This is a genomic window from Corynebacterium pollutisoli (assembly GCF_900177745.1).
Lineage (GTDB): Bacteria > Actinomycetota > Actinomycetes > Mycobacteriales > Mycobacteriaceae > Corynebacterium > Corynebacterium pollutisoli.
Map to the genome: position 1 here is coordinate 35,709 of NZ_FXAR01000007.1, position 26,295 is coordinate 62,003.

Sequence of the window (26,295 nt, forward strand, 5' to 3'; positions counted from 1 at the left end):
GCCTTTCGGGGATGGGACAACGTCGATGAGCGGGAAAACACGAAGCGGCGTGCGCCGTGATTTCTCACGATGCACGCCGCTTACGGGGTATGAGCCGGTAGCTCAGCAGCTAGTTCCTAGTGGAACTGGCCCTCCTCGGTGGAGCCCTTGAGGGCGGTGGTGGAGGACTCCGGGTCAACGGTGGTGGCGATGGTGTCGAAGTAGCCGGCACCAACCTCACGCTGGTGCTTGACGGCGGTGAAGCCGCGCTCCTCGGCAGCCTTGAACTCACGGTTCTGCAGGTCGACGAAGGCGGTCATGCCCTCGCGAGCGTAGCCGTGGGCCAGGTCGAACATGCCGTAGTTGAGAGCGTGGAAGCCGGCCAGGGTGATGAACTGGAAGGTGAAGCCCATCGCGCCCAGCTCCTTCTGGAACTTGGCGATCTCGTCGGCATCCAGGTGTGCGGACCAGTTGAAGGACGGGGAGCAGTTGTAGGACAGCAGCTGGTCCGGGAACTCCTCGTGGACGCCGTCAGCGAACTTCTTGGCGAGCTCGAGGTCCGGGGTGCCGGTCTCCATCCAGATCATGTCGGCGTACGGAGCGTAGGACTTCGCACGGGCGATGCAGGGCTCGAGGCCGTTCTTGATCTTGTAGAAGCCCTCAGCGGTGCGCTCACCGGTGATGAACGGCTTGTCGCGGTCATCAACGTCGGAGGTGATGAGGGTTGCGGCCTCAGCGTCGGTACGGGCGATGACGACGGTCGGGGTGTTGGCGACGTCGGCAGCCAGGCGAGCGGAGGTCAGGGTGCGGATGTGCTGCTGGGTCGGGATGAGGACCTTGCCGCCGAGGTGGCCACACTTCTTCTCGGAAGCGAGCTGATCCTCCCAGTGGGTGCCTGCGGCGCCAGCGGCGATCATGGCCTTCTGGAGCTCGTAGACGTTGAGGGCGCCACCGAAGCCGGCCTCGCCGTCAGCGACGATCGGGAGCAGCCAGTCCTCGACGGAGGTGTCACCCTCGACGCGGGCGATCTCGTCGGCGCGCAGCAGAGCGTTGTTGATGCGGCGGACGACAGCCGGCACGGAGTTGGCCGGGTACAGGGACTGGTCCGGGTAGGTGTGGCCGGAGAGGTTGGCGTCACCGGCGACCTGCCAGCCGGAGAGGTAGACAGCCTGCAGGCCGGCGCGGGCCTGCTGGACAGCCATGTTGCCGGTGAGGGCACCGAGGGAGTTGATGTAGGAGCCGTCTCGCTTGGAGACCTTCTCCCAGAGGATCTCAGCACCGCGGCGTGCGAGGGTGTGCTCCTCGATCACGTTGCCCTGGAGCTGCTCCACCTGCTCTGCGGTGTAGTCGCGCTGGATACCCTCCCAGCGGGGGTTCTCGTCCCAATCCTTCTGGATCTCAGCTGCAGTACGTGCCTGGCCGGTAGTGGTCATAGAGAGGACTCACTTTCCTGTCTTAATCGCCGGGTTTCCTTCTTGTCGGACATCCGGCAGGGGGATGGAGGAGGATCCACCGTCGGGCGTGTTAAACCGTTTTCGGTGGCATGACTCACAGCGTGCCCGCAAAAGTGCCTGCCGTCAATGGGTTGGGGGGTCCAAATTGTGTGCGGGGGTAGCGGGGGATTTTGCCAATTTTGCAAATGCCACAAGAGAAGGTGGCCCGATGCCCGATTCACCCCCAGCCCTGTGGCCTGCACAAACGAAAGAAAAACAAAACTGCAGGTACCGGCCATGCGAGCCGGTTTCACGCCCGAATCCCATGGTGAGACGGCTGCCACCGCAGGGGTAGCGCGCGGCGAAATCCGCGAAACCATTTACCCCGTGACTGGAATCACTTAGGGTGGAGGCATCGCCTTGCCCGCGACTGACTTCCGCATTCCCTCACCATCCAAGGAGCATTCAGATGACCCAGACTGAGCCGAAGGACACCACCGAGCGCATTGACGTTGCCGGCCTCCAGGTCGCCAAGGTCCTGCACGACTTCCTCGCCAACGACGTCCTTCCGGCCGTGGGCGTCGACGCCGACGAGTTCTGGTCCGGCTTCGCACAGATCGTCAAGGATTTCACCCCGCGGAACAAGGAGCTCCTCGCCCGCCGTGACGAGCTGCAGTCCCAGCTCGACGAGTACTACAAGGCCAACCCGGGTCAGCCGGATCCGGCCGAGCACGAGGCCTTCCTGCGGGAGATCGGCTACCTGGTCGACGCGCCGGAGGAGGGCGAGATCCGCACCCGCGGCATCGACGACGAGATCGCCCTGACCGGTGGCCCGCAGCTGGTCGTCCCGATCCTCAACGCCCGCTTCGCCCTCAACGCCGCCAACGCCCGCTGGGGCTCCCTGTACGACGCACTTTACGGCACCAACGCCATCTCCGAGGAGGACGGCGCCGAGAAGGGCAAGGGCTACAACCCGGTCCGTGGCAAGAAGGTCATCGCCTGGGGCCGTGACTTCCTGGACAAGGCTCTCCCGATCGACGGTGCCTCCCACGCGGACGTCGACAAGTACTCCGTCATCGACGGCTACCTGGCCGTCCACGTCGGCGACCAGGAGTACCGCCTGCAGGACAAGACCGCCTACCGCGGTTTCACCGGCTCCCTCGAGGACCCGGCCTCCATCCTGCTGCGCAACAACGGCCTGCACATCGAGATCCAGATCGACCCGTCCACCCCGGTCGGCAAGGACGACAAGGCCGGCGTCAAGGACATCATCCTTGAGGCCGCCGTCACCAACATCATGGACTTCGAGGACTCCGTCGCCGCCGTCGACGCCGAGGACAAGGTCGTCGGCTACCGCAACTGGTTCGGCCTCAACACCGGTGACCTGCAGGTCGAGGTCTCCCGCGGCGACAAGACCTTCACCCGTAAGCTCAACGAGGACCGCACCTACATCGGCCGCAACGGCACCGAGATCCGCCTCCACGGCCGCTCCCTGCAGTTCGTCCGCAACGTCGGTCACCTCATGCAGAACCCGGCCATCCTGGTCGACGGCGAAGAGGTCTTCGAGGGCATCATGGACGCCGTCGTCACCGTCGTCTGCGCCATCCCGGGCCTGGACGTCCGCAACCCGATGCGCAATTCCCGCACCGGCTCCATCTACATCGTGAAGCCGAAGCAGCACGGCCCGGACGAGGTCGCCTTCACCAACGAGCTGTTCGGCCGCGTCGAGGATCTGCTCGGTCTGCCGCGCTACACCCTCAAGGTCGGCGTCATGGACGAGGAGCGTCGCACCTCCGTCAACCTGGACGCCTGCATCATGGCCGTCGCCGACCGCCTGGCCTTCATCAACACCGGCTTCCTCGACCGCACCGGCGATGAGATCCACACCTCCATGTACGCCGGCCCGATGGTCCGCAAGGCCGACATGCAGAAGGAGACCTGGAAGCAGTCCTACGAGGACTCCAACGTCGACGCCGGCCTGGCCCGCGGCCTGTCCGGCAAGGCCCAGATCGGTAAGGGCATGTGGGCCATGACCGAGCTCATGGGCGAGATGCTCGAGGCCAAGATCGGTCAGCCGCGGGAGGGTGCCACCACCGGTTGGGTCCCGTCCCCGACCGGCGCTGTCCTGCACGCCACCCACTACCACGAGGTCGACATCTTCGAGGTCCAGGAGAAGCTGAAGGAGGCCGGCCGCCGCGACACCTTCCACGGTGTCCTCACCGTCCCGGTGTCTCCGACCACCGACTGGACCGACGAGGAGAAGAAGGAGGAGCTGGACAACAACTGCCAGGGCATCCTCGGCTACGTCGTCCGCTGGGTCGAGCAGGGTGTCGGCTGCTCCAAGGTCCCGGACATCCACGACATCGACCTTATGGAGGACCGCGCCACCCTGCGCATCTCCTCCCAGATGGTCTGCAACTGGCTGGTCCACGGCATCGTCACCGAGGAGGAGGTCATGGACTCTCTCAAGCGCATGGCCGAGGTCGTCGACCGCCAGAACGAGGGTGACCCGGCGTACCTGCCGATGGCGATCGACTTCGAGCACTCCATCGGTTTCCAGTCCGCCAAGGACCTCATCTTCAAGGGCACCGAGTCCCCGTCCGGCTACACCGAGCCGATCCTGCACGCCAAGCGTCGTGAGTTCAAGGAGCGCCAGGGCATCAGGTAGTCCCCGGCACCCCTGAAGGACCCCGGTCACCGTTCGCGGTGGCCGGGGTCCTCCGCTTATCGACTCCCCGCCTATCCTGGTGGGCATGCATCTTCCCTCCCCCACCTCCCTCGACGATCTGCGCGCCGACGGCGCCCTCATCCAGGCCGATGTCGACGCCACCTGGTCGAGTGTCATGGGGACGGTGCAGGGCGTGGAGTACACGGCCGACACCGCGCGCGTGCACACCCGCTCCGGCGCCCGCGACCTCCCGGCCGCGGAGGTGGCCCGGCTCGTCGACGGTGAGTGGGTGTGGTCGCGGGAGCATGACCTGGACATCCCGGAGCTGCACTCCCCGCAGCCGGCCTCCGACGGGCTGCTGCGTGCGGCCCGGACCCTGCACGGCAACGTCCCGGTCTTCCTCGCCCCCTTCCCCGACGGGCAGCGCGCGATGGCGGTGGAGTTCCGCCCCTCGCCCGGCCCCCTCCGCAGCGCGCTCACCCTGGGGCTGGCGCAGCTGCCCGCGGAGCTTGACGCCCGCCGCTCCCTCCTCGCCTTCGCCGCCGCCCGCGGTCTCGGCGTGCGGGAGACCGCGGACGCCTTCGAGTTCTCCGACGGCACCGCGGTGACGCTCCGGGGCGGGCGCCCCACGTCCGTGTCCGGCGGCCTGCAGGTGGAGGATGTCCTGGCGGACGCCCATTATTTCTCCGTCGAGCACCAGCTGCTTCTCGACGGCCGCTTCCCCGACCCCGACATCCGCCTCGACATCGCCGGTGGACGCGCCACCGTCAACGGGCACATCCATGCCGGTGCCATCATCGCCGCCACCGTCACCGGGGACATGTGGACCTGGGGCTGGGCGGATCCGTACCTACCGCCCTCCCCTGCCGCCAACCTGCGGCGTTTCGGCGTCGACCACGGCATCCTCGACCTCGTCCGACCCCGGGTCCCGGCCCGCGCGGAGCTCATCGACGTGTGCAAGCCGATTCTCGACGTGTGGACCCACGCCCTGGTGCCCCTCAACGCCGACACCCGGGCCGTGGTGCTGCTCTCCGCCCCGGAACTCACCCTCCCGGGGCCGCAGGCCCCGACGACGGGGCAGGCGGTGGAGGTGACGCTGGCGACGGTGCCGGGAGCGGGCGTCGACAAGCAGCGGGCCCGGGCAGCCTACGCGCAGCGGCGCGGGGTCACCCTGCCACCGACACAAGCACGATGAGCAGGGCGGGCACGACGAGCAGGCCGGCGAGGATCGCCCACGCCGCGGGGCGCGCAAGGTTGAGGGTCGTGTTCATCCCGTTCTCCAGTGACACGAGCACCTCGGGATTGTCGCGGTCGTAGTAGAAACCCCAGCGCCCGCGGCGGTCCTTCTCCGAAGGCGGGTACGCGGCGTCGACACGGCGGTGCACCTGCACCATCTGACGGGCGAAGACCACCGTCACCAACACCAGCGACCCGACCATGAGCAGTGAGCTCAAGGGCCCGTGGTGGCCCAGCAGGGAGCCGGTGACGCCGACCGCGTTGACGGTGGCGATCCAGAACAGCCACGCGGCCAGGGGCGGCATGATCTCCCGGGAAAGCATCTGCTGTCGCTCCCCCGCGTCCTGCGCGACGGCGTGGGTGAGCCCGGCGCTGGCGGCACCGGTGAGCGCCACGATCCCCGGCCCCAGGGCGACGAGCGCCACGGCCGACCCGAAGGACTTCGTCGCCCAGCCGTCCGGTTCACCCCGGGGACCGAAGTGGACGGGCATGGGGTCGGGCACCAGGTGGAAGTTCACCCACAGGTAGACCAGGCACACCGCCACGGCGGCGGGAATGCCCAGGTGCCAGGTGCGGGCGCTCATCGCAGGACGGCCCGGTACTCCTCCGGGTCGTGCGGGTCGGTCCACTGCGCGTCCTGCGTCTTGTCCACCAGCACGGCACGGATGCCCTCGACGAAGTCGGGCTGGCGGCGGACGAGCTCGCCGAGACGCTCCTCGTTGTCGAGGCCGTCACGCAGGGTGGGGGCGTCGCGGTTGGCCAGGTAGAGCTCGGCGGCGGCGACGGTGGCGGACGGGGAGGCCTTCGCCATGAGGTCGCGGACGGTGTCGACGAACTCGCGGTTCGGGTGGGCGTCGAGCGCCGCGTCGATGTCCGCCCACGTACCCGCGCCGAAGGTGGCCTCGATGTCCTCGCGCCACGCCGCGACCTGGGACGGCTCGTCGGTGGTGGTGGAGTGCTTCTCCAGAGCCCCGTCGACGCCGAGTCCGATGACGTCCTCCGCGAAGGCGGCGGCGTCCTCCACGAGGTGGGTGGCCAGGCCGAGGTGGAGCATGTCGGCGGCGGTCATGCGGTAGGCGGTCAGGCCGATGAACGTGCCGATCGCCGGGGTGGAGTTCGGCCACCGCTGCGAGGACCAGGAGATGCCGACGTCGGTGATGTAGCCGATGGCCATCTCCGGCATCGACGCCCACGCCTTCGCGGTGGTGACGCGGTGGCTGCCGTGGGAGGACACGCCCAGGCCACCGCCCATGACGATGCCGTCCCACACCGCGATGTACGGCTTGGGGTAGGTGCCGATGAGGTTGTCCATCGCGTACTCGTCGGAGAGGAACTGATCCACCGGGCCGTGGTCCCCGGCGAGGATGCCGTCGCGGGCCTGACGCACGTCACCGCCGGCGCAGAAGGCCTTCGGCGAGGCGGAGACGATGAGCACCTGCTCGATGTCCGGATCCTCGCGCCACCCCTCGAGGGCGTCGGTGATGATGCGGATCATCTCGTGGTTGAGGCTGTTGAGCGCCTTCGGACGGTCCAGTTCGAGGACACCGGTACGCTGGCGGACGCTGACATTCACGGGCTGTTCATTCATGCCCGACAGCCTACCGACGCGAAAGGTCACAGTAATGGAGTTCCGGATCATCGCCCTCGACATGGACGGCACGCTGCTCGACGCCGCCGGTCAGATCCCCGACTCCTTCTGGCCCGTCCTCGACGAGCTGCGCGCCCGCGACGTCGCCGTGGCACCCGCCTCCGGCCGCCAGCTGGCGACCCTGCAGGCGATCTTCCCCGGCGACACGTTCATCGCCGAGAACGGCACGTGCGTCTTCCACGACGGGGAGATCGTGTCCACCACGCTTCTCGACGACGCCACCGTCCACGCCGTCATCGATGTCGCCCTCGCCGCGGACATGGACCTCGTGGTGTGCACCCCCACCGTCGCCTACCACCGCCCGGGCATCTCGGCGGAGACGGAGGCGGAGCTGCAGAAGTACTACCACTCCCGCCACGCCACGGAGGACCTGCACGCGGTGACCGACGTCATCAAGCTGGCGGTCTTCACCACCGACATCGCCGAGGACACCATCTACCCCGTGCTTCTCGACGCCGCCCCCGAGGCCAACGTCGTCGTCTCCGGCGCCCACTGGGTGGACATCATGCACGCCGACGCGGGCAAGGGCCGGGCGCTGACGGCGCTCGCGGAGGCGATGGGCGTCGATAAGCGGCAGACCGCCGCCTTCGGAGACTATCTCAACGATCTCGAGCTGCTGGAGGCGGCGGGCACGGCGTGGGCGATGGACAACGCCCACCCCGACATCAAGGCGATCGCCGATCACATCGCACCGCCGAACACGGAGGCCGGCGTGGTCACCGTCCTCCGTACACTGCTGGATTAGCTACTTCCTGTCCTTCTTGGCCTTGTCCTTCTTGCGCTTCGGCTGCGCCAGCTTCGACGCGACATCAGGGACGTAGCGGAACTCGGCGCGCGGCGGGCGCTCGTAGCCGTTGTCGGATTCCGGGCGCTCCGGGATTTGCGGCAGGGGGCGCTCGATCTTCTCGTAGGGGATCGTCGACAGCAGGTGGTTGATGACGTTGATGCGCGAACGCTTCTTGTCCTCGCTCTCCACGGTGTACCAGGGTGCCGAGGGGATGTCCGTGTGGATGAACATCTCGTCCTTCGCCCGCGAGTACTCCTCCCAGCGGGTGATGGACTGCAGGTCCATCGGGGAGAGCTTCCAGCGGCGCAGCGGATCCTCCAGGCGCGACTTGAAACGCGCCAGCTGCTCCTCGTCGGAGACGGAGAACCAGTACTTGCGCAGCATGATGCCGTCCTCGACGAGCAGGCGCTCGAAGATCGGGGCCTGGTGGAGGAAGCGGCGGTACTCCTGCGAGGTGCAGAAGCCCATGACGCGCTCGACACCCGCGCGGTTGTACCAGGAGCGGTCGAAGATGACGATCTCACCGGCGGTCGGGAGCTTCTCGACGTACCGCTGGAAGTACCACTGCCCCTGCTCACGGGAGCTCGGGGCCGGCAGTGCCTCGATGCGGGCGGTGCGGGGGTTGAGGTACTGGGTGATGCGCTTGATGGCGGAACCCTTACCGGCGGCGTCGCGGCCCTCCATGATGATGACCACGCGGGCACCGGTCTCGACGACCCACTGCTGCATGTCCACCAGCTCCGCCTGGAGGCGCTTGAGTTCCTTCTCGTAGGCCTTGTTGTCCAGTTTGTTCGGCTTGGTGACTTTCTCAGCCTTGTCGGTGGTGTCCTTGTTGCCCATGTTTCACAGCGTACCGTCAGCCGACCTGGAACTCGGCCATACGGTCCCAGTCCGTCTTGCCCTCGATCACCGTGTTGATGATCTGCGGGGTCTCCGCCAGGATCGTCGGGAACAGCTCGGTGGCTTTCCGGAAATGCTCGGAGTTGACGTGCGCCTCGGCGGCGTCGTCCTGGAAGGCCTCGTTGAGGAGGTACTCGCTCGGGTCATCGGTATTGCGCGCCCAGTCGAAGAAGATGCAGCCCTCCTCGGCGCGGGTGGCGGTGGTGAACTCGTCGACCAGCTCACGGAAGTTGTCGACGTACTCGGGCAGGGGCTTGAATCGCACGTTGATGAGGATCATGGCCCCCAGCGTACCGACGAGTAGACTGTGACCTAATACACACGGATGCCCAGGAGGCCGTCATGGCTGCCCACGAACCCTTCGAGTTCGATGTCACCGAGTGGTTCAACTCGGACCCGCTCACGGTCGAGGACCTGCACGGCAGGGTCGTGCTGGTGGAGTTCTTCCAGATGCTGTGCCCCGGCTGCGTCAACCACTCCCTCCCCCAGGCGAAGCGGGTGCACCGGATGGTGAAGAACGACCAGCTGGTGGTGCTGGGCATCCACTCCGTCTTCGAGCACCACGACGTCACGGGCCCCGCGGCACTGGAGGTGTTCCTCAAGGAGTTCGGCATCACGTTCCCCGTCGCCGTCGACCGCCCCGGCGAGGTCCTGCCGAAGACGATGAAACGCTGGCGACTGGAGGGCACCCCCACCACGATGCTCATCGACCGGCAGGGCCGCGTCCGCCAGACCTGGCTCGGCCAGCTCGACGACCTCGCACTCGGGGTGTGGCTGGGGACGCTGCTGGCGGAGGACTAACCCTCCAGCTGCTCCCCCACCTCGAGCCACTCCATCTCGAGTGCCTCGTGCTCCTCGCGGGCCTCGTTGAGAGCGGCGTTGGCGTCGGCGATCTTGCCGTAGTCCGGGTCCGCAGCTGCGGACAGCACGGCCATCTCCTGCTCGAAGGTGGCGATGCGCTCGTCGAGCTTGGCCATCTTCCGCTCGAGGGCGTTGAGCTGCTTCTTCAGCTCGCGCTGCTCCTGCGAGCTGAGGCCCGACTGCTTCTCGACGGGCGCCTGGTCCCGCTCCCCCAGGTCGAGCGGCCCGGATCCAGCGGCCTCCGCCTGCTGCGCGCGGACCTCGAGGTACTGCTCGATACCCCGGGGCAGGTTGGTGAGCCTGCCGTCGCCGAACAGAGCCCACGTGGAGTCGGCGATGCGCTCGATGAGGTAGCGGTCGTGGGAAATGACGACGAGGGTGCCCGGCCAGGAGTCGAGGAGGGACTCGAGTTCCTGCAGGGTGTCGATGTCGAGGTCGTTGGTGGGCTCGTCGAGAAGCAGCACGTTCGGCTCGGCCATGAGCACGCGGGTGAGCTGCAGGCGGCGGCGCTCACCGCCGGAGAGGTCGCCGACGGGGGTGCGCTGGCGCTTCGGCGAGAAGCCGAGACGCTCGGCGAGCTGGGAGGCTGACAGCTCGCGCCTGCCCAGGTGGACGTAGGTGGCGACGTCCTCGACGGCGTCGAGAAGCGTGCGCTTCGGGTCGAGGTCGTCGAGTTCCTGGCGCAGCCACCCGAGGCGCACCGTCTGACCCTCGATGCGGCGCCCGGCGGCGAGGGGATGCTCGCCGGCGAGGGTGCGCAGAAGGGTGGTTTTGCCGGAGCCGTTGACACCGACGAGGCCGATGCGCTCGCCCGGCGCGAGGCGCCAGGTGAGGTGGTCGACGAGCATGCGTCCGTCCGGGGTCTCCACGCGGGCGTCCTCGAGTTCGATGACGACCTTGCCCTGCCGCTGGCGGGAGAACGCCATGAGCTCGACGGTGTCACGCGGGGCGGGGACGTCGGCAATGAGTGCCTCGGCGGCCTCGATGCGGTAGCGGGGCTTGGAAGTACGTGCAGGGGCACCGCGACGCAGCCAGGCGAGTTCCTTGCGGGCCAGGTTCTGGCGGCGTTGCTCGATGGCGTCGGCCTGGCGGGCCCGCTCGGCGCGGGCGAAGATCCAGTCGTTGTAACCACCCTCGTAGGTGTCTACCCGACCGTCGTGCACCTCCCAGGTCAGGGTGGCCACCTGGTCGAGGAACCAGCGGTCGTGGGTGACCACGACGACGGCGATCCGGCGGGCCAGCAGGTGCTGCGCCAGCCACTGCACGCCCTCGACGTCGAGGTGGTTGGTGGGCTCGTCGAGGACGACGAGGTCGAGGTCGCGCACGAGCGCGGCGGCGAGGTTGACGCGGCGTCGTTCGCCACCGGAGAGGCTGCCGACCCGGGTGTCCAGGCCGAGCTCCGCGACGCCGAGCCCGCCGAGGACCTCGCGGACACGGGCGTTGGATGCCCACTCGTAGGTCTGGAGCCCGAGGGGCGCGACGACGACGTCGGCGATCGTGTCCTCCGGGTTGAGTTCGGCGCGCTGGGTGACCACCGCCATGCGCAGGTCGGAGTTGTGGGAGACGCGGCCTGCGTCAGGCTCCTCGATGCCGGTGAGCACCTCCAGGAGGGTGGTCTTGCCACCGCCGTTGAGGCCGACCACGCCGATACGGTCGCCGCTCTGCACGCCGAGGCTCACGCCGTCGAGCAGGGTCTTGAGCCCCCAGGTCTTGGAGACGTTCTCGAGATTAATCAGATTCGTCATGTCAACAGGTCAGTCTAGGCGTTGGGGCGGGACGGCAGGCAATCTTTCCGGCGCGGCAGTTGATAACGGTTATCGTTTGCATTAATGTTCCGCGCATGCAGAAACGAATCCGCCCCGGCGCACTCGCCGTGCCCGCAGTCCTCACGTCCCTGCTCCTCGCCGCCTGCGGTGACGCCGCAACCGACACCGCCACCACCGCCACCACCGAGACCACCGCTGCCGCGACGAGCAGCGCGCACGTCGGGGCGTCGGCAAGCGAGCTCAAGGAGGTCTCCAGCATCACGCCGCGCGTGGTCATCGCCCACGAGGACGGCCTCAGCGTCCTCGACACCGCCACCGGCGAGATCATCTCCGAGACGGAGCTTTCCGGCTTCCAGCGCCTGAACAACTCCGGCGATGGACGCCACGTCATGGTCACCGACGGCAACAAGTTCGTCGCCTTCGACGCCGCGCTGAAGTCCCGCCCGCACGGTGACCACGCCCACCACTACTCCGGCGACCCGGAGCTGCGCGACCTCGCCTACGATGCCGACCTCGCCGGCCACGTCACCGTCAACGACGGCCTGACCGCCCTGTTCTCCGACGGCGCGGGCACGGCCCTCATCGTCCCGACCGACCAGATCGCCGAGGGCTACCGCCCGGCGGACGGCGTGCTCGTCGAGAGCGGCGACCCCCACCACGGTGTGGCCGTTCCGTTCCGGGACGGGTCGGTGCTCATCACCGTCGGCACCGAGAAGGAGCGCCACACGATCCAGTACCGCGATGCCGAGGGCGAGGTCATCTCCGAGACCACCGACTGCCCCGGCATCCACGGTGAGGCCGTCGCCACTGACGGCGCGGTGGCGTTCGGCTGCACCGACGGCCCGGTCGTGTTCGACGGCGCGGACTTCCACAAGATCACCCCCGCTGAGGGTGTCGACTACCAGCGTTCCGGCAACCTCGCCGGCCACGCCGGCTCCCCGATCATCCTCGGCGACTACAAGGTGGACAAGGACGCCGACCTCGAGCGCCCGACCCAGATCAACCTCATCGACACCCGCGACAACACCATGCAGCAGGTGGAGCTCGACAGCTCCTACTGGTTCCGCTCCCTCGGCCGCGGACCGGCCGGCGAGGCCCTCGTGCTCACCTACGACGGCCACCTCAAGATGATCGACCCCGAGTCCGGTGAGATCACCGCCGACATCCCGGCCATCGAGGCCTGGGAAGAGAAGGACGAATGGCAGGAGCCGGGCCCGATCCTGCAGGTCTCCGGCGACATCGCCTACATCACCGACGCCGAGAAGCAGGAGCTCGTCCTGGTCGACCTGACCTCCGGCGAGGTCACCGAGCGCTTCTCCCTCGAGGTCGCGCCGGTGGAGATCGCGGTGGTCGACGGGATCGCAGCCGCCGATGCGGAGCAGCTCGCCGGCGGGCACGATCATGGTCACGAGCACGATCACGAGGGCCACGACCACTAGAGCGATGCTTCGCGACGGGCCCGGGGAGTCCGCAGCTGCGGACTGCAGACTCCCCTGACCTGGGATAATGGCGACCGGATCGATATGTCCGGTGGGCATGTTACGGTGCGGATGATCGAACACCAATTCGACATCCCGGGGGAAACATGCTCACGACCATCATCGACCAGACCGACACCCAGCTCACCACCGCCATCTCCGACTCCCACCTCCAGCTCACCCATCACAAGGCCCGCTTCATCCTCTCCACCGCCGAGTTCGAGCGCCGCGACCTCGCACGCTCCCACGGCGCACCCAACACCGCCACCTGGCTGCAGCGCAGTTTCGGCCTCTCCCGAGCCACGGCGTACGAATACCTCGGTGTCGGTCGGAAGCTGCAGCGGTTTCCACAGCTCGCCGACGCGTTCCTCGACACCGCGTTCTCCTATTCCGTCGTCCGCCTGCTGTTGCGCTACATGACCGAGGACAACGTCGAGGAGCTCATCGCTCTCGCCCGCCAACACCCGCTGGCGGAACTGATTCTGCTGCTCGCCGGGCGCGACCAGCCCGATTCGAAGCCCACCCTCAACAAGATCAGCGTGGTCACCGACCCTGAGACCGGGGAGGTCCGCATCTGGGGGCGCCTGGACCCCGAGCGGGGGGCGGAGTTAAAAGCGGCGCTGAAGATCTCGGAGCTGGCCAACCTCGTTGACCTCGACTCAGTCGACCAGGAGGTGCTGGAGGATCCGGAGGCCGTCGAGAAGCTCATCGACGAGGCCCGCGACAAGGACACCGGAAACACCGGGGACACCGGGGTCACCGGGGTCACCGACCACGCAGCGCCGGAGGCCGAGCCCGAGAACCCTCCCACCCGCACACGTTTCGGAACCGGCCTGTCGGTCACGGTCTTCACGGCGTTCATGGGTCTGGTCAACATGGCGCGCAGTCATCCGCTCAGCCGGGTGCGGGCACCCGGCGCGGAGGTCAACGTACTGTTCACGCCGGACCACCGCGCGTTCCTGCCCGGCCACCACGGCGGGCAGACGGGGCAGCTCATCCGGCATGTCCTCAACGGGTCGGTGCGCTTCCACCTCCTGGATCGAACGGGGCTGACGCTCAAGGTGACCCGGTCCACCCGGTTGGCGTCCGAGGCCCAGATGAAGGCGCTGCTGACCGCGTGGGGGTATCAGTGTGCCGGACCCGGATGTTCGCACACGCAGTTTCTCGAGTTCCACCACATCGTCGACTGGCAGTATGGCGGGGCCACGGAGCTCCCCAACCTCATCCCGCTGTGTTCGGGGTGTCACGCGCTGGTGTCGGCTGGCATCATGACGATCGTGCCCGAGCAGGATCCGCGGTTCCTCCGCTTCCGCCTGCCGGGCGGAGAGTCCTACACCTCGGAGAACCGGGGGTTGGCGGTCACCGACGCTTCACTCGGTGCCTGGGGTGACAAGTACTTCTCCGGACCGGTGCCGAAGGGCGATGAGGATCTGCTGCAGGTGTGGGAGCACGCGGACAGCTTCGCGGATCCCGAATCGGAGGAAGCAGCGGAGGCGGCGGAGAGTCCGCAGCGGCGGACCCCCGAGGACGTCAACTGATGAGGTGGGCGCCCTTCGCGGGGCCGTGGGCGACCGTTCCCGAGTACGCACCGTCGGCCAGGAGATCATCGAGGACATCCCGCGCGTGAAGCTCCGATTCGCACAGAAACGCCACGGTCGGACCCGAACCGGACACCATCCCCATGAGGGCTCCGGCGTCCAGGCCCGCGCGGCGCATGGCCTCGACGTCCGGGCGCAGGTGCCGGGCAGGCACCTCCAGGTCGTTGTGGAGGGCCCCGGCGACCTCGCGCGGATTGCCGCTGAGCAGGGCCTTCGACAGAACCTCGGTCTCCATGCGTGGGCCCGGCGCCGTCCCCTGTTCCCGCATGTCGTCGAGCTCCCGGAACACCACCGGGGTGGACAGCCCCTCCTTGAAGAAGACGAGTGCCCAGTGGTACGTCCCGCGGGAGAGCATCGGCGTGAGCTGCTCGCCACGCCCGGTGCCGAGCATCGTCCCGCCCTGCAGGGTGAACGGCACATCGGAGCCGAGGTCCGCGGCCATCTCGAGCAGGGTCGCGGAGGTCAGGGCCGGCAGGCGCTCGGAGAGGAGGGCGTGCGCGGCCACGAGGGCGGCCGCGGCGTCGGCGGATCCGCCGGCCATGCCGCCGGCGGTGGGGATCCCCTTGTGGATGCTGATGTGCACCCGCTGGGCCTCCTCCAGGTCGTGGTGCCCGCGGTAGTGGTCGACGAGCTTATCGACGGCGCGCCAGGCCAGGTTCGTGTCATCCGTCGGCACCGACGCCGCGTCCATGCCGGTCACGGACAGTCCGGAGACGATGGTGCCCTCACTGACCCGGTCCGTGTCGGGCGCGAGTTCCAGGGTGACCGTGTCTGAGAGGTTGAGGGACTGGAAGACGGAGACGAGGTCGTGATAGCCGTCGGGGCGCAGGGCACCGACGCCCAGGTGCAGGTTGACCTTCGCGTGGCCGCGGGCGGTGACGGTGCGCATGCGCCGGGTCATGCGCCGACCCCCGCCAGGCGGACGAAGTCGGTGACGTCGAGCTTCTCGCCGCGCAGCTGCGGGTCGATGTCCGCGGCGCGGAGAGCCTCCTCGGCTGCGGCCCCGGAACCGTAGTGCCCGGACAGGGCAGCACGCAGGGTCTTGCGGCGCTGGGCGAACGCGGCGTCGATGACCGGCCACACCTGGGCACGGGATTCGTCCGAGATCGGCCAGGGCTCGCTGCCCGGGTTGAAGCGGTCGATGCGCACCAGGCCGGACTCGATGTTGGGGGCCGGCCAGAAGACGTGCTTGCCGACGGATCCGGCGCGACGGACGTCTCCGTAGAACGCCGCCTTCACGCTGGGGACGCCGTAGATCTTGGACCCCGGGCGGGCGGCCAGTCGGTCGGCGACCTCGGCCTGCACCATGACGAGCACCCGGCGGATCGACGGGAAAGTCGCCAGCAGGTGCAGCAGCACGGGGACGGAGACGTTGTAGGGCAGGTTGGCGACGAGAGCGGTCGGCTCGCCGAGGTCGGCGGGCTCCACCTTGAGGGCGTCCTTCTGCACGATGGTGAGCCTGTCCGCGTGGGCGGGGGCACGCCATGCGGCGGTGGCGGGCAGCTCCGCTGCCAGGCGCGGATCGATCTCCACTGCGGTGACCTTGTCTACCGTGTCCAGAAGGCCCAGCGTCAGCGAACCGAGCCCGGGCCCGACCTCGACGACATGGTCGTGGGGGTCGAGGTCGGCGGCCGCGATGATCATCCGCACGGTGTTGGGGTCGTGCAGGAAGTTCTGGCCGAGCTTCTTCGTTGGGGTGACGTCGAGTTTCTCCGCCAGGGTGCGGATCTCCACGGGGCCGAGCAGGTCGGCGGGCTGGTCACTGGAGGTCATGCAACCAATCTAGACCACCTGCGGTTAGTCACCGATTCGGACGACGCCGAGAGTCTGCGTGGAGGTGAAGGCGTCGATGGCCCACTCTCCGTTGAAACGGCCGAGGCCGGAGTTGCGGGTGCCTCCGAACGCGACGTGCGCCTCGTCCTGGATGGGCCCCTCGTTGACGAACGCCATGCCTGATGCCATGCGGCGGGCGAAGCGCAGGCCGCGGTCGAGGTCCTGGGTGAACACGGAGGCGGTGAGGCCGAAGGTGGCCTCGTTGGCCAGCTCGAGGGCGTGGTCGGCGTCGCGTGCGGTGAGGATGCCGACGAGTGGGCCGAAGATCTCCTCGCGGGCGAGCTCCGACTCCGGGGAGACGTCGCTGAAGATGTGCGGGGGGAGGACGCGGCCGTCGAGCTCGCCGTCGAGCTCCACCGTGGCGCCCTCTTCGCGGGCGAGGGCGATCTTGCCCTGCAGGGACTCCACCTGGGAGTCGTTGATGATGGGGCCGACGAGGGTGCGCTTGTCCCCCGGGTCGCCGACGGCGACACTGCGGGTGGCCGCGACGAACATCTCGACGAACGCCTCCCGCACCGGCTCCTCCACGATGATGCGGTTGACCGCCATGCAGATCTGGCCGGAGTGGAGGAAGGCACCGCCGACGGCGGCGTGGACGGCGGCGTCGAGGTCGGCGTCGGCAAGCACGACGAAGGGGGCGTTGCCGCCGAGTTCGAGGGCGACGGGCTTGAGATGGTCGCCGGTCATGGCGACGCGGCCGACGTTCTTGCCCACCGGGGTGGAACCGGTGAAGCTGATGAGACCGGGGATGCGGTGGGCGACGAACTCGTCTCCGATCTCGGAACCGGCCCCGACGACGACGTTGAGAACGCCGGCGGGCAGGCCGGCCTCCTCGAAGACGCGCGCCAGGAGGAGGCCGCCGGTGACGGGCGTGTCGCTGGCGGGCTTGATCACCACGGCGTTGCCCAGTGCCAGGGCGGGCGCAACGGAGCGCTGGGTGAGGTGGAGGGGGAAGTTCCACGGGCTGATGACACCGACGACCCCGACCGGGCCGCGCTCGACGCGGACCTCACGGTTCGGGGTGTTGGTGTCGAAGATCTGACCGGACACGCGCGTCGGGAAGGACGCGGCCTCCTGGGTCATGGTGACCGCGAGGCTGACCTCGATGTGGGCCTTCATCATCGTGGAGCCGCTCTCGCGGACGAGCCAGTCGACGATCTCGTGGCGACGGGACCGCAGGATCTCGGCCGCCGCGAGCATCACTTTGCGACGCCCCGCCGGCCCCGTCGCCGCCCACTCGCGCTGCGCGTCCTGCGCGGCCTCGTAGGCGGCGTCGAGGTCGGAGGCGTCGGCCAGGCGGATGCTGGTCACCACCGTGTCGTCGTAGGGGTTGGTGACGTCGACGGTGCGGTCGGAGCTGCCGTCCCGCCATTCACCTCCGATGAACTGGGAGGCGACGGGCTGATCGGCGAACATTCCGGTGACGGTCACGGTGGTCCTTTCGAGGGGATTACCAACTGACCGTTCAGTATATGGGTTTCTAGTGCTGACCCTCCGCGAACTCCTCGACGATCTTGGCGTTGAAGGCCGGGAGATCGTCCGGGGTGCGGGAGGAGACGAGGCCGTTGTCCACGTGGACCTCCTCGTCAACCCAGGTGGCACCCGCGTTGCGCAGGTCGGTCTTGATCGACTCGTAGGAGGTGAGGGTGCGGCCCTTGATGACGTCCGCGTCGGTGAGGATCCAGCCACCGTGGCAGATGACGCCCACCGGCTTGTTGGCGGCGAAGTGCTTCTTCACGAACTCGACGGCCGGGCCGTCCATGCGCAGCTTGTCAGCGTTGCCGGTGCCGCCGGGCAGGATGAGGGCGTCGTAATCAGCCGGATCGACGTCAGCGGTGACCGCGTCGACGGAGACCTCGGTGCCGTTCTTACCCTCGATGGTGCCGGCCTCCGGCGCGATGATGGTCACCGTGGCACCCGCCTCGCGGACGGCCTCGACCGGCTTGGTCAGCTCGGAATCCTCGAAACCGTCGGTGGAGAGGACGGCGACCTTGACGTTGGAGAGATCGGACATGGCATTACCTTTCGGGTTGCGTACAGGTTGTATGCCCCGAGGGTAATGATTTGTGCGGCTTAGCGCAGACCCATCTTGGCGGTGCAGGCGGGCCAGGCGCCCCAGCCCTGGCCCGCGAGGGTCTTCTCGGCGATGGCGATCTGCTGCTCACGGGTCGCCAGGTTCGCGGTCGGCGCGTAGGCGGTGCCACCGTAGGCGGCCCAGGTGGACGGGGAGAACTGCAGGCCACCCTGGTAGCCGTTGCCGGTGTTGATGGCCCAGTTGCCACCGGACTCGCACTGGGCGAGGGTGTCCCACACGGAACCACCGGCGACGGACGGGGCGGCCGCAGCGGACGGGGCCGCCGGCGCAGCCTTGGTGCCGCGGGCGATGCGGGCGGCGGTGGCCGGGGCGACCTCGTGCTCGGCGACCTTCTCACGCGCGGACTCGACGCCGTTGACGGTGGTTACGCGGGTGGTGACCTCACGGGTACCCGGGGTGCCGGCTTCGACGATGGTCTCGGTGCCCTCGAGGGACTCCGGGTCGTCGATGTACTCGGCCGGAAGCTCGAAGGACTCGGTGGTGGTCTCCTCGGTGACGGCGACGCGCTCGATCTCGACCTGGGAGTTGTTGCGCAGGGCGACGTCGAGACCCGGGGTGACGCGGTCGTGCTCGCCGAGCTCGATGCCGCGGGCGTCGAGAAGCTCTCGGACGTTGGAGGCGGCGACCTCGGTGTAGACGACCTTGCCGCCGTCGTTGAGGGCGACGATCTTCGGGGTGGTGACCTCGACGCGCATGCCGTCGGTGAGGCGGGTGTCGCCGGGCTCCTCGACCTTGGCGGCCGGGCGGACGTCGGAGAGCTCGCCGATGAGATCCTGGACGGTCAGCGCGGTGGAGGTGACCTCGGTGGTCTCACCGTCGATGACGACGGCGACCGGCTTGGCGGTGCGGACCGTGATGGTCTCACCCTTGGCGAGGGACTCGCTCGGGGCCGGGTAGACGAGGTCCTGCTCACCGATGGCGACGCCGGCGGCCTCGAGCGCCCCGGCGACGTCACGGGAGAGGGTGGTGAGCTCGGTGGTCTCACCGTTGACGTCGAGAACGACGTCCTTCTGGGCACCTGCGACGGCGACGCCGCCGACGAGGACGGCACCGAAGACGCCGCCTGCGGCGAGGCGCTTGGTGGTGGAGGTGCCGGGGTTGTTGATCCGCGTGATTCGTGAAGTGCTGTTCAGGCCCATGGGGAGTTTAAGTTCTCGATCTCATTCGGGGGAAGTGTCCGGTCGGGACATTTCGGTCGTTGATCACAGTACGGTAACAGTTGCGTGACGTCCAGGAAACCCGCGACACGTCAACAACGCCCGACACATGCTCCACCACAGCCTCAGAAACCCCATAAGACCTGCTCAGACGGGCCTGTGAGAGTGCTCACTACCCCCGCTGATACACCCGCTGAAACGTTTCCGTCAGCTCGAGCGCTAGATCTGCCACGTCCTGACCACGGGCCTCCGCGACACACAGAGCGGTGTGTCCGATGAGGGCCGGCTCATTGCGCGCCCCACGGAAAGGCTCGGGCGTCATGTACGGCGCGTCCGTCTCGATGAGCAGCTGCCCGCGGGGAGCGATCCGCGCAGCCTGACGCAGCTCCTCGTTCCGCTTGAAGGTCACGTTGCCGGCGAAGCTCAGCACGTAGCCACGCTCGAGGGCCTCCTCGGCCATCGCCAGCGGCGAGGAGAAGCAGTGCAGGATCGTCTCCGGCGGTTGCGGCGCATCCGCGAGCACGGCCATGAGCTCCTCGTCCGCCTCCCGGTTGTGCAGCATGAGCGCCTTACCGGAGCTGATCGCCAGCTCGATGTGCCAGCGCAGCGCCTCCTCCTGCACATCCAGCGGCGCGGTGCGCTCCGGCTCGTGACGGATCCAGTAGGTGTCCAGGCCGGTCTCGCCGATGGCCACGCAGGCTGGGTCGGCGGCCATCTCGGTGAGGCGGGCGCGCGCGGCGTCGTCGAGCTCTTGGGCGCGGGTCGGGTGGATGGCGCACGCCGCGAAGACCCGCTCGTTGCGCTGCGCGGCGGCCAGCGCCAGCTCCGCCTCCGCCAGGCCGTCACCGACCGTGCAGATCCGTTCCACACCGGCCGCCCGGGCGCGCTCGACGATCGCGTCGACCTCCTCCGGGGTCCGGGCACCTGCCGACGCCAGATGCGTGTGGGCATCGACGATGCCGGGAATCGGGTCGGCGGGCACGGGCGTGGGACGGGGCTTCTTCTTGGACATGGCTGACATTCTAGGGACATGCCCCGTTTCGTCGACCTCACCCGCCTGCTGCACCCGGACATGCCGCGCTTCCCCACCGATCCCCCGCTGCAGGTCAGCGAGCTGGAGTCCGCAGCTGCGGACTCCTTCGAGGTGCTGGCCTACGCCTTCGTCGGCCCCTCCGGCACGCATGTCGACGCCCCGTCCCACGTCCGGCCCGGCGGCCGCACGCTCGCCGACATCCCCGTCGAGCCCCTCCCCCTCGTGGTGTTCCCGCTTCCCGACGCCTCCTTCCTCACCGCCGCCGACATCCTCGCGTGGGAGGACACCCACGGCCGCGTGCCTGCTGACAGCTTCGCCGCCCTGCACACCGGGTGGGCCGACGGGCCGGCGCCGGGGTGGTCGCTCGAGGCGGTGCAGCTGCTCCACTCCCGCGGTGTGACCGCCGTCGGCCACGACACCCTCAACACCGACCCCTCGGTGCTCACCGACCGTGGCGACTACCCCGCGCAGCGCTGGTGGTTGGAGAACGACCACTGGCAGGTGGAGTTCCTCACCGGGCTGGAGCAGGTCCCGGCGACCGGGGCGCAGATGTGGGTGTCCTGGCCGGTGCCCGCCGGTGGGTCGTCGTTCCCGTGCCGGGCGGTGGCGGTGGTTTAACCCCGGCTCGCCAGCGCGAAGGGCAGCACCGGCTGACCGGTGCGCTCCGCCAGGGCATGGCCTGCGACCGTGACGGACCAGCCGGTGTCGATGAGGTCGGTGACCAGCAGCACCGGGCCGTCCGCCTCCCCGACGCCGGTGTAGTCCCAGTGGTCGAGCAGCGCGGTGACGCGGTAGGCGGAGTTCTGCGCGGTCACCTCCCCCGCCCCGGGGCGCACGGGCAGGACGCCCGCGAAGGACATCCGACCTACCCCGGCGATGGCCTCCGCCAACGCCCCCACGAAGGCGGTGCGCTCCGGATCATGCGAGCCGAGTGCCACCACAGTGGTGGGCCGCTGCGTCCAGTCCCAGTCGGACAGCACCGCGACGATGCGCGGCAGCCACGTGTCCTGCCGCCAGGGGGAGGTGGGGCGCCAGGCGGGATCGGCGAGAAGCCGCGTCAGTGCCGGGCCGCGGGAGATGTCGTTGAGCCGGCCCAGGGCGCGGCCGGGCTCCACCCCCTGGATGCGGCCGCGGACGGAGATGCCGGTGGGCCACTGGCGACGCTGGGTGACGCGGACGCCGGGGGCGGTGAGGCGGGCGTCGACATGCTCGGCGACGGCCGGATCCACCGCCGGATCCCGGAGGCGGCCGGTGCAGTTGTCGCACCGCCCGCACGGCCCCTCGACGGTGGCGTCGTCGAGCTGGCCACGGAGGAAGAGCATGCGGCAGGATTCGGTGGTCTGGTACTCGAGCATCGCGTCCTGCTCCGCCTGCCGGGCCTGCGCGAGGCCGGCGTAGCGGGCGGCATCGTACTCCCAGGGCTGCCCGGTGGACACCCAGCCACCCTTGACCCGACGGACCGCGCCGTCGACGTCGAGGACCTTGAGCACCTGGTCCAGCCGTGAGCGGGACAGATCGACCTGGGCCTCGAGCTTCATCGTCGACTGCGCCTCGTCCCCCAGCACGCCGAGCAGGTGGCGGACGGTCGCCTCGTCGGGGAAGGAGACGGAGGCGAAGTACTCCCAGATGTCGCGGTCCTCGGCCCCGGGGAGGAGGATGACGTCGGCGCGGTCGGTGCCGCGGCCCGCGCGGCCGATCTGCTGGTAGTAGCTCACCGGCGAGCCCGGCGCGCCGACGTGGACGACGAAGCCGAGGTCGGGTTTGTCGAACCCCATCCCCAGCGCCGAGGTGGCGACCAGGGCCTTCAGTTCGTTGTCGATCAGCGCCTGCTCCAGACGCTCGCGTTCCGTCGCCTCAGTACGCCCGGTGTAGGCGGCGACGTTCCACCCGGCGGCCTCAAGCGCCTCCGCCAGGTCCTCGGCGGCGGCGACGGTGAGGCAGTAGATGATCCCGGAGCCCTCCAGCTCCGCGAGGTGCGTGGCCAGCCAGGCGGGGCGCTGGGTGGTGTCGGGCAGGCGGACGACGGACAGGTGGAGCGACTCACGGTCGAGCCCGCCGCGCAGCAGACCGGTATCGGCCCCCAGCTGGGCCTGCACGTCCGCGACGACGCGGTCGTTGGCCGTCGCCGTGGTGGCCAGCACCGGGACGCCCGGACGCAGGCCGGCGAGCAGGTCGCGGATACGCCGGTAGTCAGGGCGGAAGTCATGCCCCCAGTCGGAGATGCAGTGGGCCTCGTCGACCACCACCATGCCGACCGTCGCCGCCAGCGCGGGCAGCACCTCGTCCCGGAAGCCCGGGTTGTTGAGCCGTTCCGGGGAGATCAGCAGCACGTCCACCTCCCCGGCGGCGACCTGTGCCTGGATCTCCTCCCACTCGGTCATGTTCGCCGAGTTGAGGGTGGCGGCGCGGATCCCGGCGCGCCCTGCTGCGGCCACCTGGTTGCGCATGAGGGCCAGCAACGGGGAGATGATGAGCGACGCCCCCGCTCCGGCGTCGCGCAGCAGCTTCGCCGCGATGAAGTACACCGCCGATTTACCCCAGCCGGTGCGCTGCACGACGAGCATGCGACGCCGGTCGTTGACGAGCGAGTCGATCGCGGTCCACTGGTCATCGCGCAACTGCGCGCCCGGCCCCGCGATGCCGGTGAGGAGGTCATTGGCCCGATCCCTGGTTGCCTGCATGGCCCCCACGCTAGACCATGCCCCCGACATCACCTCTGACCTGCGAGTTCATCGTCAACGAAACTGGCGCGGGCGGCCCGGAAACCGACCGCGCCCATGAGCACGCAGATCGCCGCCAGCACGGGGAGGATGAGCGACCAGTCCCCCGTCGACTCGCGCACGACACCGACGACGAGCGGGCCGACCGCCGCGATGACGTAGCCGACCGGCTGCACGAAGCCGGACAGCCGGGCCGTGACCAGCGGGACGCGGGAGCGGGCGGGGATGAGCGCGATCGCCGTCGGGAAGCAGAAACCGCCGATGCCCAGCAGCGACGCCCACAGCAGGGGTGACGCGGACGGCGCCAGCCACAGCCCCAGGTAACCGGCGGCCATGAGCGCGGAGAAGAGCACCGGCAGCCACACGATGGACCGCAGGCGGTCGATGATGACCGGCATGATGAGCCCGCCGACGATGTTGAAGCTGCCGACCCACGCCAGCGCGAGGCTCGCCGTCGACGCGGACACCCCGTGGTCGACGAGGATCTTCGGCAGCCAGCCCATCTGGATGTACGCGTGCATGGACTGCAGGCCGAAGAACATCATGAGGAACACGGCCGTCGGGGACCGCCACAGGGACACCTGCTTCTCGACGCCGGCCTGTTCCGCCCGAGGCGAGGTCGACGTCGGCACGTCGCGTCCCACCCGCAGCACTACCACGAACCACACGACGACCTGCAGCGCCGCGGGGACGGCCCACAGGAACAGGGCCCACCGGAAGTCGTCGCTGAGCAGGGCGGTGAGCGGTCCGGCGGCACCGGAGATGCCCAGCACCGAACCGTAGACCGTCATGAGCGCGACGATGTGGCGGCCACCATGGTTCTTGATCCACGCCGGCAGCAGCACATTCGCCAGGGCGATGCCCACGGTGACGAACACCGTGAGCACGATGAACGCCCAGATGTCCCCCACCCAGGGGCGCGCCGCCAGGCCCAGCAGCGACAGGGCCATGCCGATGAACAGCGTGCGCGAGAGCCCCATCCGGGTCGCCAGCGGCACGGCCAGCAGACCCAGCACGGAGAAGAACAGGCCGGGGATCGCGGTGATGACACCGGCCAGGGAGCCGCCGACGCCGAAGGCCGCGAGGGCGTCGGCAAGCACGGCGCCGAGCGAGGAGATGCCGGAACGCAGGTTGAACGCCGCGACGAACACGGCCGCGAAGAGCAGCAGGGCCGACATGACCTGCGTCGACCGCAGACGTGGGTTACTCAACCCGGGCCTCCTTCCATGCAGTGGAGGCCCAGCCTAGTACGTCACACCATTTCCCGGCCGGTTACTGGACCGGGGCCCACTCCGGGCCGGTCTCGGCCAGCTCCGGATCCAGCTTCTGGATGAGCGGCTTCGGCTTGCTCAGCGGAGTGCCCGGGACGACGTCGACACGCTCCCACACCGCCTGCTGGGAGGCGTAGTCACCGGTGATGACCGGGTAGGTCGCGCCCTCCTCGGGCAGACCGACGCCGACGAGTTCGACCGGCATGTCGTCGGCAACCTCGCGGATCTCCGGGGACGCCGCCCACACGCCCTCGCGGCCGAGGGTCTCGTGCACCTGCTGCGCGATGTGCGGCAGGTACGGGGTGAGCAGGGTGTTGCAGTCGGAGACCACCTGCAGGGCGGTCCACAGGACGGTGGCCAGGCGTTCGCGCTGGGACTCGTCCTTGGCCAGCTTCCACGGCTCCTGATCGGCGATGTAGGCGTTCGCCTCGCCGACGACGTGCATGGCGGCGGTGATGCCGTTCTTGAAGCGCGAGGCCGCCAGGTTCTCCCCGGCGATGTCGAAGGTCTTCGCGGCCAGGTCGAGGATGGCGGTGTCGGCGTCGGTGAGCTCGCCCGGGGTGGGGACCTCGCCGAAGTTCTTGTGCGCCATGGACACCGTGCGGTTGACCAGGTTGCCCCAGCCGTTGGCCAGCTCGTTGTTCACGCGGCGGACGAACTCGTCCCAGGTGAAGTCGGTGTCGGTGTTCTCCGGGCCGGCGACCGCGATGAAGTAGCGCAGCGGGTCGGGGCCGAACTCGGCGAGGAAGTCCTTGACGTAGATGACCACGCCCTTCGAGGAGGAGAACTTGGAGCCGGACATGGTGAGGAACTCCGAGGACACGACCTCGGTCGGCAGGTTGATCTCGCCGTACTTGTGCAGCTGCCCGCCCTTGGCGCCGCGGCCCGCGTAGCCGAGCAGCTCGGCCGGCCAGATCTGCGAGTGGAAGGTGATGTTGTCCTTGCCCATGAAGTAGTAGCCCTCGGCGGCCGGGTCCTGCCACCACTGCTTCCAGGCGTCCGGGTTACCGGAGCGCCAGGCCCACTCGATGGAGGAGGAGAGGTAGCCGATGACCGCGTCGAACCAGACGTAGAGCTTCTTGGCGTTGTTGTCTTCCCAGCCCTCGACCGGGATCGGGACACCCCAGTCGATGTCGCGGGTCATGGCGCGGGGACGCAGGTCCTCGAGCAGGTTGAGGGAGAACTTCAGCACGTTGGGGCGCCAGTCCTCGCGACCGCGCAGCCACTCGCCGAGGGCCTCCGCCAGGGACGGCAGGTCGAGGAGGAAGTGCTCGGTCTCGACGAACTCCGGGGTCTCGCCGTTGACCTTGGACACCGGGTTGATGAGGTCGGCCGGGTCGAGCTGGTTGCCGCAGTTGTCGCACTGGTCGCCGCGCGCGCCGTCGGCACCGCAGAGGGGGCAGGTGCCCTCGATGTAGCGGTCCGGCAGGGTGCGGCCGGTCGACGGGGAGACGGCACCCATGGTGGTCTCCTTGATCATGTACCCGTTCTCGTACAGGCCCTTGAACAGCTCCTGCACCACCGCGTAGTGGTTGCGGGTGGTGGTGCGGGTGAACAGGTCGTAGGACAGGCCGAGGCCGGCGAGATCCTCGACGATCTGCCGGTTGTAGCGGTCGGCCAGTTCCTTGACGGTGACGTTCTCCTTGTCGGCCTGGACCAGCAGCGGGGTGCCGTGCTCGTCGGTGCCGGAGATCATCAGCACGTCATTGCCGATCATCCGCTGGTAGCGGGCGAAGACGTCGGAGGGGACGCCGAAACCGGCGACGTGTCCGATGTGGCGGGGGCCGTTCGCGTACGGCCAGGCGACGGAGACAAGCACAGACTGGGTCATG

The 26,295-nt window shown here is 68.8% G+C and carries 22 protein-coding genes; 7 read left to right on the forward strand and 15 right to left on the reverse strand.

The window, feature by feature from the left end; genetic code table 11:
- Positions 1-116: 116 nt before the first annotated feature.
- Entirely contained in the window at positions 117-1,412 is a 1,296-nt protein-coding gene (gene aceA, locus B9Y70_RS09675) for an isocitrate lyase (RefSeq protein WP_085550066.1), read from the reverse strand.
- 469 nt (positions 1,413-1,881) lie between these two features.
- Between aceA and glcB the strand changes: the two genes are divergently transcribed.
- Both glcB and B9Y70_RS09685 read left to right on the forward strand, forming a co-directional pair.
- Positions 1,882-4,080 (forward strand): malate synthase G, encoded by a 2,199-nt coding sequence (gene glcB / locus B9Y70_RS09680; RefSeq protein WP_085550067.1) that lies wholly within the window; start codon positions 1,882-1,884, stop codon positions 4,078-4,080.
- Positions 4,081-4,165: 85 nt separating this feature from the next.
- Complete coding sequence (locus tag B9Y70_RS09685) at positions 4,166-5,275, forward strand: DUF6882 domain-containing protein (protein ID WP_085550068.1); 1,110 nt, start codon at positions 4,166-4,168, stop codon at positions 5,273-5,275.
- On the opposite strand, the gene B9Y70_RS09690 is transcribed toward B9Y70_RS09685, so the two are convergent.
- Both B9Y70_RS09690 and B9Y70_RS09695 read right to left on the reverse strand, forming a co-directional pair.
- Complete coding sequence (locus B9Y70_RS09690; RefSeq protein WP_085550069.1) at positions 5,247-5,900, reverse strand: DUF1648 domain-containing protein; 654 nt, start codon at positions 5,898-5,900, stop codon at positions 5,247-5,249. The genes B9Y70_RS09685 and B9Y70_RS09690 overlap by 29 nt on opposite strands.
- The gene (locus B9Y70_RS09695) at positions 5,897-6,904 is read right to left on the reverse strand and encodes a 3-hydroxyisobutyryl-CoA hydrolase (RefSeq protein ID WP_085550070.1); all 1,008 of its coding nucleotides are present in this window, start codon (positions 6,902-6,904) and stop codon (positions 5,897-5,899) included. The genes B9Y70_RS09690 and B9Y70_RS09695 overlap by 4 nt, the downstream gene beginning before the upstream one ends.
- Positions 6,905-6,938: 34 nt before the next feature.
- Between B9Y70_RS09695 and B9Y70_RS09700 the strand changes: the two genes are divergently transcribed.
- Positions 6,939-7,709, forward strand: a complete 771-nt coding sequence (locus B9Y70_RS09700) for an HAD family hydrolase (RefSeq protein ID WP_085550071.1) — start codon at positions 6,939-6,941, stop codon at positions 7,707-7,709.
- Here B9Y70_RS09700 and ppk2 read toward each other — a convergent pair whose 3' ends face one another.
- Positions 7,710-8,591 carry a polyphosphate kinase 2 gene (gene ppk2, locus B9Y70_RS09705; protein WP_085550072.1) on the reverse strand — a complete coding sequence of 294 codons (882 nt, stop codon included), beginning with the start codon at positions 8,589-8,591 and terminating at the stop codon, positions 7,710-7,712.
- A 16-nt stretch (positions 8,592-8,607) separates the two neighbouring features.
- Complete coding sequence (locus B9Y70_RS09710) at positions 8,608-8,931, reverse strand: putative quinol monooxygenase (RefSeq protein ID WP_085550073.1); 324 nt, start codon at positions 8,929-8,931, stop codon at positions 8,608-8,610.
- 62 nt (positions 8,932-8,993) lie between these two features.
- On the opposite strand from B9Y70_RS09710, the gene B9Y70_RS09715 reads away from it, so the two are divergent.
- Positions 8,994-9,452: a TlpA disulfide reductase family protein gene (locus B9Y70_RS09715; RefSeq protein WP_085550074.1), complete on the forward strand. Its 459-nt coding sequence runs from the start codon at positions 8,994-8,996 to the stop codon at positions 9,450-9,452.
- On the opposite strand, the gene B9Y70_RS09720 is transcribed toward B9Y70_RS09715, so the two are convergent.
- Entirely contained in the window at positions 9,449-11,257 is a 1,809-nt protein-coding gene (locus B9Y70_RS09720; protein WP_085550075.1) for an ABC-F family ATP-binding cassette domain-containing protein, read from the reverse strand. The genes B9Y70_RS09715 and B9Y70_RS09720 overlap by 4 nt on opposite strands.
- A gap of 95 nt (positions 11,258-11,352) precedes the next feature.
- On the opposite strand from B9Y70_RS09720, the gene B9Y70_RS09725 reads away from it, so the two are divergent.
- Positions 11,353-12,717 (forward strand): hypothetical protein, encoded by a 1,365-nt coding sequence (locus B9Y70_RS09725; RefSeq protein ID WP_085550076.1) that lies wholly within the window; start codon positions 11,353-11,355, stop codon positions 12,715-12,717.
- A gap of 146 nt (positions 12,718-12,863) precedes the next feature.
- Positions 12,864-14,294, forward strand: a complete 1,431-nt coding sequence (locus B9Y70_RS09730; RefSeq protein WP_085550077.1) for an HNH endonuclease signature motif containing protein — start codon at positions 12,864-12,866, stop codon at positions 14,292-14,294.
- Here the strand turns inward: B9Y70_RS09730 and B9Y70_RS09735 are convergent.
- The 6 genes from B9Y70_RS09735 to B9Y70_RS09760 form a co-directional block, all read right to left on the reverse strand.
- Complete coding sequence (locus tag B9Y70_RS09735; RefSeq protein WP_240309222.1) at positions 14,287-15,255, reverse strand: 4-(cytidine 5'-diphospho)-2-C-methyl-D-erythritol kinase; 969 nt, start codon at positions 15,253-15,255, stop codon at positions 14,287-14,289. The genes B9Y70_RS09730 and B9Y70_RS09735 overlap by 8 nt on opposite strands.
- Positions 15,252-16,127 (reverse strand): 16S rRNA (adenine(1518)-N(6)/adenine(1519)-N(6))-dimethyltransferase RsmA, encoded by an 876-nt coding sequence (rsmA, locus tag B9Y70_RS09740; RefSeq protein WP_085550079.1) that lies wholly within the window; start codon positions 16,125-16,127, stop codon positions 15,252-15,254. Before rsmA ends, B9Y70_RS09735 begins: the two co-directional genes overlap by 4 nt.
- A gap of 24 nt (positions 16,128-16,151) precedes the next feature.
- On the reverse strand, positions 16,152-17,603 hold the full coding sequence (locus B9Y70_RS09745; protein ID WP_085550172.1) for an aldehyde dehydrogenase family protein: 1,452 nt from the start codon (positions 17,601-17,603) through the stop codon (positions 16,152-16,154).
- Positions 17,604-17,667: 64 nt separating this feature from the next.
- Positions 17,668-18,201, reverse strand: coding sequence for a type 1 glutamine amidotransferase domain-containing protein (locus B9Y70_RS09750; RefSeq protein ID WP_085550080.1), 534 nt, complete (start codon positions 18,199-18,201; stop codon positions 17,668-17,670).
- A gap of 59 nt (positions 18,202-18,260) precedes the next feature.
- Positions 18,261-19,421, reverse strand: a complete 1,161-nt coding sequence (locus B9Y70_RS09755) for a resuscitation-promoting factor (RefSeq protein ID WP_085550081.1) — start codon at positions 19,419-19,421, stop codon at positions 18,261-18,263.
- Between the two features lie 190 nt (positions 19,422-19,611).
- Positions 19,612-20,451, reverse strand: a complete 840-nt coding sequence (locus B9Y70_RS09760; protein ID WP_085550082.1) for a TatD family hydrolase — start codon at positions 20,449-20,451, stop codon at positions 19,612-19,614.
- Positions 20,452-20,469: 18 nt separating this feature from the next.
- On the opposite strand from B9Y70_RS09760, the gene B9Y70_RS09765 reads away from it, so the two are divergent.
- Positions 20,470-21,090 carry a cyclase family protein gene (locus B9Y70_RS09765; RefSeq protein WP_085550083.1) on the forward strand — a complete coding sequence of 207 codons (621 nt, stop codon included), beginning with the start codon at positions 20,470-20,472 and terminating at the stop codon, positions 21,088-21,090.
- Here B9Y70_RS09765 and B9Y70_RS09770 read toward each other — a convergent pair.
- The 3 genes from B9Y70_RS09770 to metG all read right to left on the reverse strand — a co-directional run bounded on the left by B9Y70_RS09770 (position 21,087) and on the right by metG (position 26,294).
- Positions 21,087-23,153: a RecQ family ATP-dependent DNA helicase gene (locus B9Y70_RS09770; RefSeq protein WP_085550084.1), complete on the reverse strand. Its 2,067-nt coding sequence runs from the start codon at positions 23,151-23,153 to the stop codon at positions 21,087-21,089. The two genes, B9Y70_RS09765 and B9Y70_RS09770, sit on opposite strands and share 4 nt — an antisense overlap.
- 29 nt (positions 23,154-23,182) lie before the next feature.
- Entirely contained in the window at positions 23,183-24,388 is a 1,206-nt protein-coding gene (locus B9Y70_RS09775; RefSeq protein ID WP_420838455.1) for an MFS transporter, read from the reverse strand.
- 76 nt (positions 24,389-24,464) lie between these two features.
- Positions 24,465-26,294 carry a methionine--tRNA ligase gene (metG, locus tag B9Y70_RS09780; protein ID WP_085550173.1) on the reverse strand — a complete coding sequence of 610 codons (1,830 nt, stop codon included), beginning with the start codon at positions 26,292-26,294 and terminating at the stop codon, positions 24,465-24,467.
- Position 26,295 lies beyond the last annotated feature (1 nt).

Excerpts from the sequence above, each read along its gene's own strand:
- B9Y70_RS09730 (WP_085550077.1), top strand. The coding sequence starts at position 12,864 with ATGCTCACGACCATCATCGACCAGACCGACACCCAGCTCACCACCGCC.
- B9Y70_RS09720 (WP_085550075.1), bottom strand. The coding sequence starts at position 11,257 with ATGACGAATCTGATTAATCTCGAGAACGTCTCCAAGACCTGGGGGCTC.
- B9Y70_RS09760 (WP_085550082.1), bottom strand. The coding sequence starts at position 20,451 with ATGTCCAAGAAGAAGCCCCGTCCCACGCCCGTGCCCGCCGACCCGATT.
- ppk2 (WP_085550072.1), bottom strand. The coding sequence starts at position 8,591 with ATGGGCAACAAGGACACCACCGACAAGGCTGAGAAAGTCACCAAGCCG.
- B9Y70_RS09685 (WP_085550068.1), top strand. The coding sequence starts at position 4,166 with ATGCATCTTCCCTCCCCCACCTCCCTCGACGATCTGCGCGCCGACGGC.
- metG (WP_085550173.1), bottom strand. The coding sequence starts at position 26,294 with ATGACCCAGTCTGTGCTTGTCTCCGTCGCCTGGCCGTACGCGAACGGC.
- B9Y70_RS09770 (WP_085550084.1), bottom strand. The coding sequence starts at position 23,153 with ATGCAGGCAACCAGGGATCGGGCCAATGACCTCCTCACCGGCATCGCG.
- B9Y70_RS09755 (WP_085550081.1), bottom strand. The coding sequence starts at position 19,421 with ATGGGCCTGAACAGCACTTCACGAATCACGCGGATCAACAACCCCGGC.
- B9Y70_RS09745 (WP_085550172.1), bottom strand. The coding sequence starts at position 17,603 with ATGTTCGCCGATCAGCCCGTCGCCTCCCAGTTCATCGGAGGTGAATGG.
- B9Y70_RS09735 (WP_240309222.1), bottom strand. The coding sequence starts at position 15,255 with ATGACCCGGCGCATGCGCACCGTCACCGCCCGCGGCCACGCGAAGGTC.
- B9Y70_RS09765 (WP_085550083.1), top strand. The coding sequence starts at position 20,470 with ATGCCCCGTTTCGTCGACCTCACCCGCCTGCTGCACCCGGACATGCCG.
- glcB (WP_085550067.1), top strand. The coding sequence starts at position 1,882 with ATGACCCAGACTGAGCCGAAGGACACCACCGAGCGCATTGACGTTGCC.
- B9Y70_RS09750 (WP_085550080.1), bottom strand. The coding sequence starts at position 18,201 with ATGTCCGATCTCTCCAACGTCAAGGTCGCCGTCCTCTCCACCGACGGT.
- B9Y70_RS09700 (WP_085550071.1), top strand. The coding sequence starts at position 6,939 with ATGGAGTTCCGGATCATCGCCCTCGACATGGACGGCACGCTGCTCGAC.
- B9Y70_RS09710 (WP_085550073.1), bottom strand. The coding sequence starts at position 8,931 with ATGATCCTCATCAACGTGCGATTCAAGCCCCTGCCCGAGTACGTCGAC.
- B9Y70_RS09695 (WP_085550070.1), bottom strand. The coding sequence starts at position 6,904 with ATGAATGAACAGCCCGTGAATGTCAGCGTCCGCCAGCGTACCGGTGTC.
- aceA (WP_085550066.1), bottom strand. The coding sequence starts at position 1,412 with ATGACCACTACCGGCCAGGCACGTACTGCAGCTGAGATCCAGAAGGAT.
- B9Y70_RS09725 (WP_085550076.1), top strand. The coding sequence starts at position 11,353 with ATGCAGAAACGAATCCGCCCCGGCGCACTCGCCGTGCCCGCAGTCCTC.
- B9Y70_RS09715 (WP_085550074.1), top strand. The coding sequence starts at position 8,994 with ATGGCTGCCCACGAACCCTTCGAGTTCGATGTCACCGAGTGGTTCAAC.
- B9Y70_RS09690 (WP_085550069.1), bottom strand. The coding sequence starts at position 5,900 with ATGAGCGCCCGCACCTGGCACCTGGGCATTCCCGCCGCCGTGGCGGTG.
- rsmA (WP_085550079.1), bottom strand. The coding sequence starts at position 16,127 with ATGACCTCCAGTGACCAGCCCGCCGACCTGCTCGGCCCCGTGGAGATC.